Origin of the sequence: Streptomyces nanshensis (assembly GCF_001751255.1) — a bacterium.
GTDB classification, from domain to species: Bacteria; Actinomycetota; Actinomycetes; order Streptomycetales; family Streptomycetaceae; genus Streptomyces; species Streptomyces nanshensis_A.
This window is the reverse complement of record NZ_LJGW01000349.1, coordinates 1-13,039: the sequence shown is the minus strand read 5'-3', so window position 1 is coordinate 13,039 and position 13,039 is coordinate 1. Positions and strand designations below refer to the sequence as shown.

Annotated in this window: 8 protein-coding genes and 1 pseudogene; 1 reads left to right on the top strand and 8 read right to left on the bottom strand. The window is 71.2% G+C overall.

Translation table 11 applies throughout. The features are described from left to right. Window positions 1-97: 97 nt before the first annotated feature. A complete protein-coding gene (locus AN218_RS20855) occupies window positions 98-724 on the bottom strand; it encodes a LysM peptidoglycan-binding domain-containing protein (RefSeq protein WP_070018423.1) in 627 nt (208 codons plus the stop codon). Window positions 725-1,231: 507 nt separating this feature from the next. On the opposite strand from AN218_RS20855, the gene AN218_RS20850 reads away from it, so the two are divergent. Beyond that, complete coding sequence (locus tag AN218_RS20850; RefSeq protein WP_070018422.1) at window positions 1,232-1,873, top strand: GNAT family N-acetyltransferase; 642 nt, start codon at window positions 1,232-1,234, stop codon at window positions 1,871-1,873. Between the two features lie 29 nt (window positions 1,874-1,902). On the opposite strand, the gene AN218_RS20845 is transcribed toward AN218_RS20850, so the two are convergent. The 7 genes and pseudogenes from AN218_RS20845 to efeB form a co-directional block, all read right to left on the bottom strand. After that, window positions 1,903-2,685 (bottom strand): snapalysin family zinc-dependent metalloprotease, encoded by a 783-nt coding sequence (locus AN218_RS20845; RefSeq protein ID WP_070018421.1) that lies wholly within the window; start codon window positions 2,683-2,685, stop codon window positions 1,903-1,905. A gap of 196 nt (window positions 2,686-2,881) precedes the next feature. Continuing rightward, the gene (locus AN218_RS20840) at window positions 2,882-5,227 is read right to left on the bottom strand and encodes a glycoside hydrolase family 65 protein (protein ID WP_070018420.1); all 2,346 of its coding nucleotides are present in this window, start codon (window positions 5,225-5,227) and stop codon (window positions 2,882-2,884) included. 146 nt (window positions 5,228-5,373) lie between these two features. Continuing rightward, a pseudogene (locus AN218_RS20835) lies at window positions 5,374-6,102 on the bottom strand (HAD family hydrolase); the annotation flags it as partial. Window positions 6,103-6,146: 44 nt separating this feature from the next. Then, on the bottom strand, window positions 6,147-9,587 hold the full coding sequence (locus AN218_RS20830) for a GH92 family glycosyl hydrolase (protein WP_070018419.1): 3,441 nt from the start codon (window positions 9,585-9,587) through the stop codon (window positions 6,147-6,149). Window positions 9,588-9,781: 194 nt separating this feature from the next. Beyond that, window positions 9,782-10,405, bottom strand: coding sequence for a helix-turn-helix transcriptional regulator (locus AN218_RS20825; RefSeq protein WP_244900563.1), 624 nt, complete (start codon window positions 10,403-10,405; stop codon window positions 9,782-9,784). Window positions 10,406-10,839: 434 nt separating this feature from the next. Then, window positions 10,840-11,790: an iron uptake transporter permease EfeU gene (gene efeU / locus AN218_RS20820; RefSeq protein WP_070018417.1), complete on the bottom strand. Its 951-nt coding sequence runs from the start codon at window positions 11,788-11,790 to the stop codon at window positions 10,840-10,842. Window positions 11,791-11,834: 44 nt separating this feature from the next. Beyond that, window positions 11,835-13,039, bottom strand: a 1,205-nt coding sequence (gene efeB / locus AN218_RS20815) for an iron uptake transporter deferrochelatase/peroxidase subunit (protein WP_070018416.1), incomplete at its 5' end; no start/stop codon positions are given.

Genomic DNA, 13,039 nt, shown 5'->3' with positions numbered 1-13,039 from the left:
CGCGCCCTCGGGGGAGGGGGCGCGAGCCGCGGCCGTACGGGACGGGCCTGCCGGACCGAATCCGAGTCGGACTGAATCCGGGCCGGGCCCTGCGGGCTCAGCCGATCCGCAGCTTCTGACCCGGCTGGATCAGATCGACGTCGCCGCCGATGACGGACTTGTTCTTCTCGTAGAGCCGCTTCCAGTCGACGCCGTGCGAGGACGCGATGGAGCCGAGCGTGTCACCGGGGCGGACGGTGTAGCCGCCCTTGCCCGGCGACTGCGCACCGCCCTGCCGCGAGCCCGAGGCGCCGGAGGACTTCGACGCGTCGGACGAGCCGCCGCCCGTCTTGACGTTTGCGGGCGCGCCGTCCGCGCTCAGCCCGGCCTGCCCGGCGCAGGCCCAGGCGCCCGGGCCCTGCTGGCGGAGCAACTTCTCCGCGGTGGCGATCTGTTGTTCCTTGGTGGCCTGGTCGGCGCGCGGCGCGTACTGCGTGCCGCCGGCCGCCTTCCAGCTCGATGCGGAGAACTGGAGGCCGCCGTAGTAGCCGTTGCCTGTGTTCGCCTGCCAGTTGCCGCTGGACTCGCACTCGGCGACCTTGTCCCAGGTGCCGACGGAGGCGGCCTGCGCGCCGGGCGCGGTCACCATCGGAAGGGCGACGGCGGCGCCTGCGACACCGGTGAGCACGGCGAGGCGGGCGGCCCGTACAGGTCCGCGGGTGCGGCTGTTGCCGGAGAACATCATGGTGAATGTTTCCTAACGGTCGAGGAGTTCGCCCCATGTCCTGTGGCGAACGTGTCGAGCGGTGGCGACCGTAAGCACACCGACGCGGACGGGCAAAAACCGCCACGAGTGATCGATCGTGTCTCTCAAGGCGTTACTGGGAACCATCGACGCAGGTCATCCGGATGGGTGCGAACCGGACAAGCGAGCGCGTGCGGGGTGATCGCGGAGAGAAGGGTCACACGGCCCGCGGGCGGTGTGTGGTGTGGCTCTCCCGGCAGGACGTGCTCCGCGGACGCTCCGATCGCTTCGCCAACCGGAGTGCGGGACCTCGGGGTTGAGGGTCCGTCGCCCGCTGACGGGCCGTCTCCGGCCGGTCGTCCGTACGTTGGTGCGTACGAGGCCGCGCTGCGTCTGACCAGGGGCGGGAGCGCCCGGCGTGAGAGGCTGTGCCGTCCCCGGCGGCCGGGTCACGGGCGGCGGTCGGCGGTCGGCGGGCGGCGAGGCGGCGGACGGGAGTGGGTCGGCGTGACGGAGATCCGTACGTTCACGGAGGCCGACCGCGCCGCGCTGCGCGAGCTGTTCGGCAGGGCGGGCGAGGGCGCGCCGACGGCGTCGATGTGGGGGCACGAGGAGTCGGAGGCGGCGATCTACCTCGAGGCGTACATGGACCTGGAACCGGAGTCGCTGTTCGTCGCCGAGGCGGACGGCGTGCTCGTGGGCTATCTCGCGGGGAACCTCCACCACGCGAACTTCCCGCGCGAGAGCGAACGCGTCGCGCTGGCCGTACGCCGCTACCGGCTGCTGCTGCGGCCCCGCCCGGCGGCCTTCCTCGTGCGCAGCGCTCTCGACATCGGCCGCGCCGCGCTGCGGGGCGAGCGGACCGCGTCCGACTTCACCGACGAGCGCTGGCCGGCGCATCTGCACATCAACGTCGCGCCGTCCGCGCGCGGCACGGGCGCCTCGGACGGGCTGATGGCCGCGTGGTTCCGGCGGCTGCGGGAGAACGGCTCACCGGGCTGCCATCTGCTGACCCTGGCCGAGAACACCCGCGCCGTGCGGTTCTTCGAGCGCATGGGCTTCGTGCCGTACGGGGACACCCCGCTGGTGCCCGGTCTGCGCCACCAGGGTGGGCGGGTACACCAGCGGACGATGGTCTGGAGCCCCTGACCGCGCGTCCGGCTTCCGTCCGCGTGGTGTCAGCCGACCTCCGCCGCCGCCCTGAAGTTGCGCCGCACCTCCCGCACTTCGGCGGCGCTCGGCGTCGCGTCCGTGCAGGCGGTGCCGGCCGACTTGCCCGACATCACGCTGGAGCACGGCCCGGGCTGGTCGTCCTCCAGGCCGAGCAGATGGCCCAGTTCGTGGGAGACGATCCGGATCGCGTCGTACCCCTGCGCCAGCGCCCTGCGCCCGATGACGACGGTGCCCTTGCCGGGCGAGGATCCCTCGGGCGCCGCGGAGGGCCAGCCCTTGGCGGCGACGATGCGGACGTCCGGCTCGGTCCCCTCCCTCGCGGGCCGCAGTTCGATCTCGGGGACCCGCTCGTCCCACGCCGCGGCTCCCGCGCGGACGGCGCGCGCGAACCCGGCCGCGCCCTGTGCGTCGTAGGTGATCCGTACGGGGTCCGTGCGCGTACCGCGTCCGTCGCCGCGCCGCGGGACCGTCCCCGTCACGTCGTCGGCGGGCCACTGCGCCGGAACGCGTCCCTCCTCCGCGCTCAGTCCGTCCTCCGGGCCCAACTCGCCGCCCGGCCCGGCCGTTTCGCCGAGGGCGCCGTCACCGCGCTCACCGGAGTCCCGGGAGGTCTCGCCGGACGCACGGCCCAACTCCCCGTCCCGCTCCGAGTCGTTGGTCGAGGAGACGCTCCGCCCGTCCAGATGCGACGCGCCGCCGGAATCCTGCTGCGTTCCGCAGCCGGCCACCGCGAGCAGCGCCAGGGGAGTGCCGACGGCGGCCGCCCATCGCTGGATTCCGGTACGCATCGTGCGACTCCCTGTGTGCGGTGGGGAAATGGGGACAGGTCACGAACGGGGTGCCACAGCGGGCGTACGCATGCTGCCCCATCCCGGGCCGTTCCGCATGCTTTTGTGCGTGGCGCACAGACTCGGCTCGGCTTGACTCAGCTCAACTCGGCGCGGATCCGCGGATCCTGCGCGGCCCCAACGCGGCTCCGGCGCCTCAGTGCCGGCTCACCGGGCGCCGCCCGTGCGGCTGCTTCGGTCCGGGACGCGAGGGGATCCGCCGTACCGTGCGGGTGGCGGGCTTGCCGCTGCGTACGGTGAAGTGCTCGCCGTAGTGGCAGATCTCCAGCGGAGAGCCCTCGACCAGCGTGTACGTGGCGGTGGAGTCGCTGATCTCGACCCGCAGCCGCCGCCCCAGCATCTGCACGGTGAAGGCGAGCCGCGAGAGCCGCTCCGGCAGCTTGGGGGCGAACTCCAGCGTCCCCGACGCGTGCCGCATCCCGCCGAACCCGGCGACGAGCGCCGTCCACGTACCGGCGAGGGAGGCGATGTGCAGCCCGTCGCGGGTGTTGTTCTCCAGGTCGGCCAGGTCCATCAGCGCGGCCTCGCCCAAGTAGTCGTAGGCGAGCCGCAGATGACCGACCTCGGCCGCCATCACCGACTGCCAGCACGCGGAGAGCGAGGAGTCCCGCACGGTGAGCTGCTCGTAGTACTCGAAGTTGCGTGCCTTGTGCTCGTCGTCGAACTCCTCGCCGTGGCGGCACATCGCCAGCACCAGGTCGGCCTGCTTGACGACCTGCTTGCGGTACAGCTCGAAGTAGGGGAAGTGCAGCATCAGCGGGTACTGGTCGGGCCGGGTGTCCGCGAAGTCCCAGATCTGGTGGCCGGTGAAGTCGGCCGACTGCTCGTGCACACCGAGGTCTTCGTTGTACGGGAGGGCCACCGCGTCCGCGGCGTCCCGCCACGCGGCCGTCTCCTCCAGGTCGACGCCGAACGCGGCGGCCTGGTCGGGGTGCCGGTCGACGGCGTCGGCGGCCGCCCGCAGGTTCGCGCGCGCCATGAGGTTGGTGTAGATGTTGTCGTCCGCGACGGCGCTGTACTCGTCGGGGCCCGTGACCCCGTCGAAGTGGAAGGCGCCGAGGTGGTCGTGGTGGCCCAGCGAGTGCCACAGCCGAGCGGTCTCCACGAGGATCGGCACCCCCGTCTCCCGCTCGAAGTCGTCGTCGCCCGTGGCGGCCACGTACCGCACCACCGCGTCGGCGATGTCCGCGTTCACATGGAAGGCCGCGGTGCCCGCCGGCCAGTACGCCGAGCACTCCGACCCGTCGATCGTCCGCCACGGGAACGCCGCGCCCCGCAGCCCGAGTTGGTGTGCCCGCTCGCGCGCCGCGGGCAGTGTGTCGTACCGCCAGCGCAGCGCCTCGGCGACCGACTGCGGCGAGGTGTAGGTCAGCAGCGCCAGCACGAAGGTCTCGGTGTCCCAGAAGGAGTGCCCGTCGTATCCGGAGCCCGTGAGGCCCTTCGCCGGGATGGCGCGCTGCTCGGCGCGGGCACCGGCCTGCAGTACGTGGAAGAGGCCGAAGCGCACCGCCTGCTGGATCTCCGCGTCGCCGTCCACCTCGACGTCCGAGCGGGACCAGAAGTCGTCGAGGTACGCGCGCTGTTGAGCGACGAGCCCGTCCCAGCCGGTGCTGCGCGCCCCCGCCAGCGCGGCGTCCACCTGGTCCCGTACGGCGGGCAGGGACCGCACGCTCGACCAGCCGTAGGCGACCGTCTTCTCCACCCGCAGCGGGGTGCCGGGCCGGAGCACCGACGTGACCGTGAGGCGGCTGACGTTCTCGCCGCTCTCGCTGGACGTACGGGTCGTGGACGGCCCCTCGACGACGTGGTCCGCGGCGGCGGCGACGCGCAGTCCGCTGCGCTTGGTGCTGTGCACGAGCCGCAGCCGGTTGCCGGCGGCGAGGTTCTCCTCCGGTTTCAGGGGCGATTCGAGCGCGGCGGCGGCGCGGGGGTCGCCCTTGATGTCGGGGAGCTGTTCGTTGGCGACCAGTTCGGACTGGACGACGACGCGCACCTCGTCGTCCACCGGTTCCACCTCGAACGCGACGGCGGCGACGGCGCGTTGGGTGAAGGAGACCAGCCGCGTCGAGCGCACCCGCACGGTGCTGCCCGCCGGTGAGGTCCACTCGCAGGTGCGGTGCAGCAGTCCGCTGCGCAGATCCAGTACGCGCTCGTGGGAGAGGAGTTTGCCGTAGCGCACGTCGAAGGGCTCGTCGTCGACGAGCAGCCGCACGATCTTGCCGTTGGTGACGTTGATGACGGTCTGGCCCGACTCGGGATAGCCGTAGCCGGCCTCGGCGTACGGCAGGGGATGCAGCTCGTGCACGCCGTTGAGATAGGAGCCGGGCAGGCCGTGCGGTTCGCCCTCGTCGAGGTTGCCGCGCCAGCCGACGTGGCCGTTGGAGAGGGCGAAGACGGACTCGCTCTGCGGCAGCACGTCCAGATTGAGCCCGGTCTCGCGCAGCGTCCAGGGCTCGCAGGCGTACGCACGGTGGCTGATCACGGGGAGTCCTCCTGACCGGACGGGGCGGGCGGAGCGGTGCCGGGGCCGGTGCTGGTGCTGGTGCCGGATCCGGAAGGGGCGCCGCCTGCTCCGAATCCTCCGGCTCCGCCGGGTGTACCGGTGGCGCCGGGGGCGGCGGCACCGGCCTCCGGCAGCACGGCCAGGTCCGTCACGACGGTGTCCGCGCCGTGCCGGCGCAGCTCGCGTGCCTGGCCGGTGCGGTCCACGCCCACCACATATCCGAAGCCCCCGGCACGGCCCGCGTCCATGCCGGCCAGCGCGTCCTCGAAGACGGCGCAGTCGGCGGCCTCCAGGCCGAGGTCGCGCGCGGCGGCGAGGAAGGTGTCGGGGGCAGGCTTGCCGGGCAGCGCCCGCTCGGCGGCCACGACGCCGTCGACACGTACGTCGAAGAGGTCCTCGATGCCCACGGAGACCAGTACGTCGCGGCAGTTCCGGCTGGAGGAGACGACGGCCGTGCGCAGCCCGGCCTCGCGCACCGCGTGCACATAGCGCACCGAGCCCGGATACGCCTCCACGCCCTCCTTGTGGATCTTCTCCAGCAGCAGTTCGTTCTTGCGCTCGCCCAGGCCGCGCACGCTCTCCCGTCCGGGAGGATCGTCCGCGCCGCCCTCCGGGAGGCGGACGCCGCGCGAGGCGAGGAAGGTGCGGACGCCGTCGTCGCGGGGCCGTCCGTCCACGTACCGGTCGTAGTCCTGTGGGCTGAAGGGCCGGAAGCCCTCGCCGTCCCGGTCGCGCAGGAAGTCGTCGAAGGTCTCCTTCCAGGCGGCCGCGTGCACCACGGCCGTCCTGGTGAGCACCCCGTCAAGGTCGAAGAGACAGGCGCGTACGGACTCGGGCAGACCCAGCGACATCATCGCCACCGGGTCCCCCGCTGCCGCCCCGGCATGCGTGCGCCGGATCAGCCGAGGAGTTCGATCTCCGAGAGCACCGAGGAGGGCCCGGCGGGCACGAGCCGGTAGTGCCGGTAGGCGCCGGGACGGGCGACGTCGAAGACCCGGGTCTGCCGGTCCCAGCGGAAGTTCTCCTCCCGGCGCCGGTCGAGCGTCTTCCACCGCTTGCCGTCGCGGGAGCCCTCCAGCTTCCAGCCGTGCGGAGCGTCCTTCGCGTCCGCCGAGGTGAGCGTGTAGGAGGCGACGCGCTTACCGCGTGCGGCGGGCTCGACCTCCAACTCGGTGGTGGAGAAGGTCCCGCGGGTCGCGGAGGTGTTATCCAGCAGCGGCTTCCCGTCCGAGGGCACGGTCACATCGCCCGGCGGCGAGGGGACCTTCGCGTCCTTGGTGATGGAGGACGGCGCGTTCTTCTCGCCGGTGCCCCAGCGGGAGGGCTTGGGGCCCATGTCGAACTCGAGGGTGCCGCCGCGCGCGAGCAGCCGGTGCGGCAGCGCGGTGGAGTGCCAGTCCTTGCCGTCGACCCGCAGGCCCTGCACGTAGACGTTGCGCTTGCTGTTGCGCGGCGCCTTCACCACCAGGTCGCGTCCGTTCTCCAGATGGACGGTCGCCTTGGTGAACAGCGGTGATCCGACGGCGTATTCGGGCGAACCCATCACCAGCGGGTAGAAGCCGAGGGCGCTGAAGACGTACCAGGCGGACATCTCGCCGTTGTCCTCGTCGCCGGGGTGGCCCTGGCCGATCTCGCTGCCGAGGTAGAGCCGGGAGAGCACCTCGCGCACCTTCCGCTGGGCCTTCCACGGCTGTCCGGCGGCGTCGTAGGTGTAGGCGATGTGGTGCGAGGGCTGGTTGCTGTGCCCGTACATGCCCATGCGGGTGTCGCGGGCCTCGGTCATCTCGTGGATGACGTCCCCGTACGATCCGGCGAACTCCTTGGACGCGGTCTCCGGCGTCGAGAAGTACGTGTCGAGCTTCTTCGCCAGCGCCGCCCGGCCGCCGTAGAGGTTCGCCAGGCCCCGGGTGTCCTGCGGGGCGGTGAAGGCGAAGGTCCAGCCGTTGGTCTCGGTGTAGTCGTGGCCCCACACCCGCGGGTCGAACTCGCTTGGCGGCAGGCGCCATTCGCCGTCCGCGTCCTTGCCCTGGAAGAAGCCGACGCCCTTGTCGAAGTGCTTCACGTAGTTGCGGGCGCGGCCCATGAAGTACGCCGACTCGGCCTTGTAGCGGGCCTTGTGGGTCTTGCGGTAGAGCGTCCTGCCCATGCGGGCGATGCCGAAGTCGTTGAGGTAGCCCTCCAGCGCCCAGGACATGCCCTCGCCCGTCGCGGTGCTGGTGTAGCCGGTGAAGGGGGAGGTGGCCATGCCCTTGCGTCCCACGCCCGAACGGGGCGGCGCGACCGTGGCGTTCTTGACCGCGGCGTCGTAGGCGGCCTCGGCGTCGAACTGCACGCCCTTGCCGTAGGCGTCCGCGAAGGCCACGTCGGAACTGGTGCCGGTCATCAGGTCCGCGTAACCCGGCGAGGACCAGCGGGAGATCCAGCCGCCGTCCTTGTACTGCTGGACGAAGCCGTCGGCCATCTTCCCCGCGCGCTTCGGGGTGAGGAAGGAGTAGGCGGGCCAGGTCGTGCGATAGGTGTCCCAGAAGCCGTTGTTGACGTACACGCTCCCGTCGACGATCTTCGAGCCGGTGTGCGTCGGGGTGTCCTTGCCGGTGGGCTTGGCGACGGGGCTGGCGTAGCGCTCGCGCGAACCGACCCGCTCCGAACCGGAGTTGGGGTAGAGGTAGAGCCGGTAGAGGCTGGAGTAGAGCGTGGTGAGCTGGTCGCGCGTGGCGCCCTCGACCTCGATGCGTCCCAGCAGGTCGTCCCACTTCTGCTGGGCGCGCTGCCGCACCGTGCCGAAGGACGTGCCCGCCGGGATCTCCCGCTCCAGGTTGGCCTTCGCCTGGTCGACGCTGATCAGCGAGGTGGCGATGCGCATCGTGACCGTACGGTCCGAGCCCGGCTTGAAGCGGAGATAGCCGGTGACGTCCTTGCCGCCGCCGCCCTCCAGCTTGCCGCCGCCGCTGACGGAGGAGTCGAAGCGTGCGTAGACGAACATGCGGGTGGCGCCCACCGACAGACCGCTCTTGACGTCGGAGAAGCCGGTGACGGTGCCCTTGTCCTTGTCGAGTGTGAGGCCGCCGCGGTTGTCGACGTTGTCGAAGACGAGGTTCGCGTCGTCGCCGGGGAAGGTGAAGCGCATCATCGCGGCGTGGTCGGTCGGCGTGATCTGCGTGCGCAGCCCGCTGTCGGAGGTGACGCCGTAATAGTGCGGCCTGGCCGTCTCGTTGCTGTGCTGGAAGGGCAGGGCGCGGGCCTTGCGGGACGCGTCGGGCTTGCCGGCCGCGGCCGACGGCATCACCTGGAAGGTCTGCCGGTCGCCCATCCAGGGGCTGGGCTCGTGGCTGGCGCTGAAGGCCTGCAGCGTGGGGTGGTTGTCGGCGTTGTTCTTGCGCGCGTACTCGTAGAGCCAGTCCGTGGAGCCCGCATCGGTCACCGGGGTCCAGAAGTTGAAGCCGCCGGGGAGCGCGGTGGCGGGGAAGGTGTTGCCGCGGGAGAACTCGCCGCTGGAGTTGGTGCCGCGTGTGGTCTCGGCGTAGTCGGACAGATGCGCCGGGCGCTTCTCGGGCGCCTTCGGGCCGATCGAGACGTCGTCGACCCAGCCGCGGAACGAACTGCCGCCCTTCGGGGAGTCGTAGGCGACGAGGATCCGGTCGATCGTCTTGCCCGCAGCGACGGCGCCGATCCGCGCCTCACGGTTGTTCCACTGGTTCGCGTACAGCGTCTTGGCGTCGGCCTGGCCGTGCGGGGTGAGCGGATCGCCGTACTGGTCCTCGGCGCCCAGGTCGCTCAGATACGTGCCGTCGGTGAAGGCGAGATCGAGGGAGGCGTGTGTGGCGGGGTAGTCGAGGTCGGTCTTCGGCAGCTCGGGGAAGAGCTTGTACGAGAGCGAAGTACGGGCGCCGACGCGGACGTTGACGTCGAAGACGCGGTTGTAGGAGTAGCCGTGGCCGCTCGCGGTGTGCTCGCCGGCGAAGCGCAGCGAGTGCGTACCGGTGAAGCCCGCCTTCTCCTTGGCGGTCGGCGAGGACGCGGGGCCGGTGCCGGTGTGGCTGCTCATGCCCGGTGTGCCGGGGGCGGAGTCGCGCTCGACGCCGTCGGTCATCTTCTCGCCGCCGGGCGCGGTCTCGACGCTGTCCTTCCAGTCCGGGGCGGGGTCGTCCGGTTCGAAGGAGGAGTGGAACCTGCCGCCGGACTCGCTTGGCGCGTGCGGCTGTTGGGGATGCTGCCGGGGAGGTCCGGCCTCGGCCGTGCCCTGTCCCGTCACCACCAGCAGTGCCGTGACGAGCAGTGCGGCGCAGACTCTGCCGGAGCTGGAGCTGCCTCGTGAGTTGTGTGGGCGCCTCTGCCGCACGTGACCGCTCCCCGGGAGATGTTGACATCGTTGTCCGCCGATAAGGCAGAGAACCAGTAACGTTCGTGCGCAGTGTGGTGTCAAGGGTGCACTTGGTCACGATTCGCCATGCCGCGCGGATACGCCCCCGCGCGGCACGCGTTGGAATCCGGGCGGCACGGGCGGAAGACTGCACGGCCGCGCCGCCCGGAAGTTCACAGCCAGCCGCGTTTGCTCGCGATGCACGCCGCGTCGAAGCGGTTCCGGCCGCCGAGCTTCTTGATCGCGCTGGAGGTCACATTCCGTACGGTGCCGGGGGAGAGGAACAGTTCCGCGGCGATTTCCCGTACGGGTGCGCCGCCGGCGGTCAGCCGAAGCACTTCTTTTTCCCTGGTGCTGAGGGACCGGCCGTTGCAGGACGGCTGGCGTATCAGTGACGCGTCGAGGGGGGCGACGGAGGACTGGGCGGTTGCCCTGCCGTTGTTGCTCGCCACGAGCGCGCGGATCGTATTCACCAGTTGCGGCAGCGCCGCATTGTCGGGCACGACGCTCAGCAAGCCGGGCGCCGCGGCCTCCTGGCGCCTGGCGGGGGCGCCGGGGCTCGACCCGATGACGGCGATGCGGCACCGCGGAATCGCGGTCCGCAATTCGTCCGCCAGGCATCGCCCGGCGCGGCCCGTTGTGTTCGTGCCCAGCACAGTCACTGCGGGAAGCAGCCTGAGAACTGTCGGAACTATTTCCCTGCTGTTGTTTACGGTCGCGACGACATCGAAATCGTGGACAAGATTGAGCGTCGCCGCGATGGCTTCCGAGTAAAGACGTCTCTCGTCGCCGATCACAATACGAGTATTCATTTTGACAAAGCCCCCGCTTCGGCTTCACAGGTTCTCGCCCAACGCCCGTAGAGTTCCATGCCGCAACAGCGGTGGTCAATGGTCACAAGGGTTCTCAGCCGCCCGAGTAAGGCATGCTTCTACATGTATGACCGTTTTGGAAAAGACATTTTGAGGCCGCCTTGAGGTTTCACATGTCAATACCACTGAAACCTCTGGAACTTCGGCGCCGCGGCGGGTTGTGAAGATCCCGGAGCCGGCCGGGAGGCGGGGGCGGCGACGGCCGCTGGGACTCCATTCCCCCTCGCACGGCCGCCAATCCGATTGTGCACCGCACGTGACAAGTGACAGGTGGCACACGTGTGCCCCGGCGCCGGGGACGGGCGCCGGGGCACGGAATCCGTTGCGTGAGTGCGGACGTACGGGGCGGGCGGTGCGGCTCAACTCGTCCGCGTGGACGGCTCGTCGGAGCTCTCACCGCTCCCGTCCGCGCCGTCGGCCGGTTCCTGTGCCGGTGCCCCGGCCGGGCTCTGGGCCGTACCGCCTGCCGCGCCGTCCGCCGTGCCCTCCGCGCTTCTCGCGGGCTGCCGCGGCGACTTGGGGCGGCGCAGGAAGAGGACGAGCACCGGCACCACGTACAGCACCCAGACACACGCCTGGACCACGGTCGGGTCGGGCTGGAAGTTGACGGTGCCCTTCAGCAGCACGCCGTACCAACTGTCCACGGGCACCGCCTCGCTGACGTCGAACGCCTTGGTCTCCAGACCGCCGAGGAACCGCGCCTCCTGCAAGTCGTGGACGCCGTAGGCGAGAACGCCCGCCGCGACGACGATCAGCAACCCGCCGGTCCAGGTGAAGAACCGCGCCAGATTGATCCGCAGCGCACCCCGGTAGAACAGCCAGCCCATCACCACCGCGGTGAGGATGCCCAGCACCGCGCCCAGCATCGGCTTCGCGCCGTCGTCCGCGGCGTCCACGGACCGCCATACGAACAGCGACGTCTCGATGCCCTCGCGCCCCACGGCCAGGAACGCCGTCGCCACCAGCGCGCCCGTGCCCATCGCGAGCGCCGAGTCGAGCCTGCCCTCCAGCTCCGCCTTGAGATGCCGGGCGGTGCGCCGCATCCAGAAGACCATCCACGTCACCAGTCCCACGGCGACGATCGACAGCGAGCCGCCGATCGCCTCCTGAGCGGTGAACGTCAGCTCCTGCGTGCCGAATTGGAGTCCCGCGCCGAAGGCCAGGCTCAGCCCGACCGCGAGACCCACGCCCGTCCAGACGGGGCGCAGGCTCGCCCTGTTGTCCGTCTTGACGAGGTAGGCGACGAGGATGCAGACGACCAGGCTGGCCTCCAGCCCCTCGCGCAGGCCGATCAAGTAGTTGCCGAACACGCCGTTTTCCTTCCGTGAGCATGCGGACGCGGGTCGGAGCGGAGTCAGGAGAAGAGCTGCCGGGCCCACCAGTCGTCCGGGCCGCGGACACCCGGCGGCACCGCGAACACCGCCGAACCCACGTGCTGGATGTACTCGTTGAGCTCGGTGTCCTTCCGCGCGAGGTGCCGCTGGAGGGGGATGAAGCCCTCCCGCACGTCACGCTGGTACGCGAGGAAGAACAGCCCCGCCTCCAGCCGGCCCAACCCGTCCGTGCCGTCGGTGAAGTTGTAGCCGCGCCGCAGGATGCGCACGCCGCCGTTGGAGTCCGGGTGCGCCAGCCGTACATGGGCGTAGGGCGCCATCGCCGAGAGCCGTACGGGGTCGCGTTCGCGCTTGCGGCCCGCCGGAGCGCCCTCGCCCTTGCTGCGGCCGAAGATCGCCTCCTGTTCGGCCAGCGGCGTACGGTCCCAGATCTCGATGTTCATGCGGATGCGGCGGGCCACGAGGTAGGAGCCGCCCGTCATCCACTCCGGCCCGTCCTTGCCGCCCACCCACACATGGCGCTTCAGTGCTGTCTCGTCGTCGCCGGAGATGTTGCGTGTGCCGTCCTTGAACCCGAAGAGGTTGCGCGGCGTCTGCGCGCCGGGCGTCGTCGAGGACGTCTTCCCGAAGCCGAGCTGCGACCAGCGCACCGCGACCTTGCCGAAGCCGATGCGCGCCAGGTTGCGTACGGCGTGCACCGCGACCTGCGGGTCGTCCGCGCACGCCTGGACGCACAGATCGCCGCCGCTGCGCTTCTCGTCGAGGTCGTCGCCGGGAAAGTGCGGCAGGTCCGCGAGGGCGGCGGGCCGCCGGTCGCGGATGCCGAAGCGGTCGGCACCCTTGCCGTCCTCGAAGAGGGTCGGGCCGAGGCCGAAGGTCAACGTGAGCCGTGAGGGCGGCAGTCCGAGGGCCTCGCCGGTGTCGTCGGGCGGCGCCTCGCCCGGACCGCCGACCGCTCCCGCGCCGACCGTCTGTCCCGCCGTCATCCGGGCCGCCGCGCGCGTCCAGCGGCGCAGCAGATCCTCCAGCGCCGCACGGTCGTCGGTCAGCACGTCGAACGCGGCGAAGTGCAGCCGGTCCTGTACGGCGGTGGCGATCCCGGCCTGGTGCTCGCCGTGGAAGGGGACGGGCGCCGCCGAGGACGGGTACGGGCCGGTGCCGTCTCCGCCGTACTCCAGCGCCGCCGCCGTGCCGCCCGCCGAGGCCGCGCCGAGCGCCAGGCCCG

Bases quoted from the DNA above. Each gene is read 5' to 3' on its own strand.
- AN218_RS20855 (WP_070018423.1), bottom strand. From the start codon at position 724: ATGATGTTCTCCGGCAACAGCCGCACCCGCGGACCTGTACGGGCCGCC.
- AN218_RS20845 (WP_070018421.1), bottom strand. From the start codon at position 2,685: ATGCGTACCGGAATCCAGCGATGGGCGGCCGCCGTCGGCACTCCCCTG.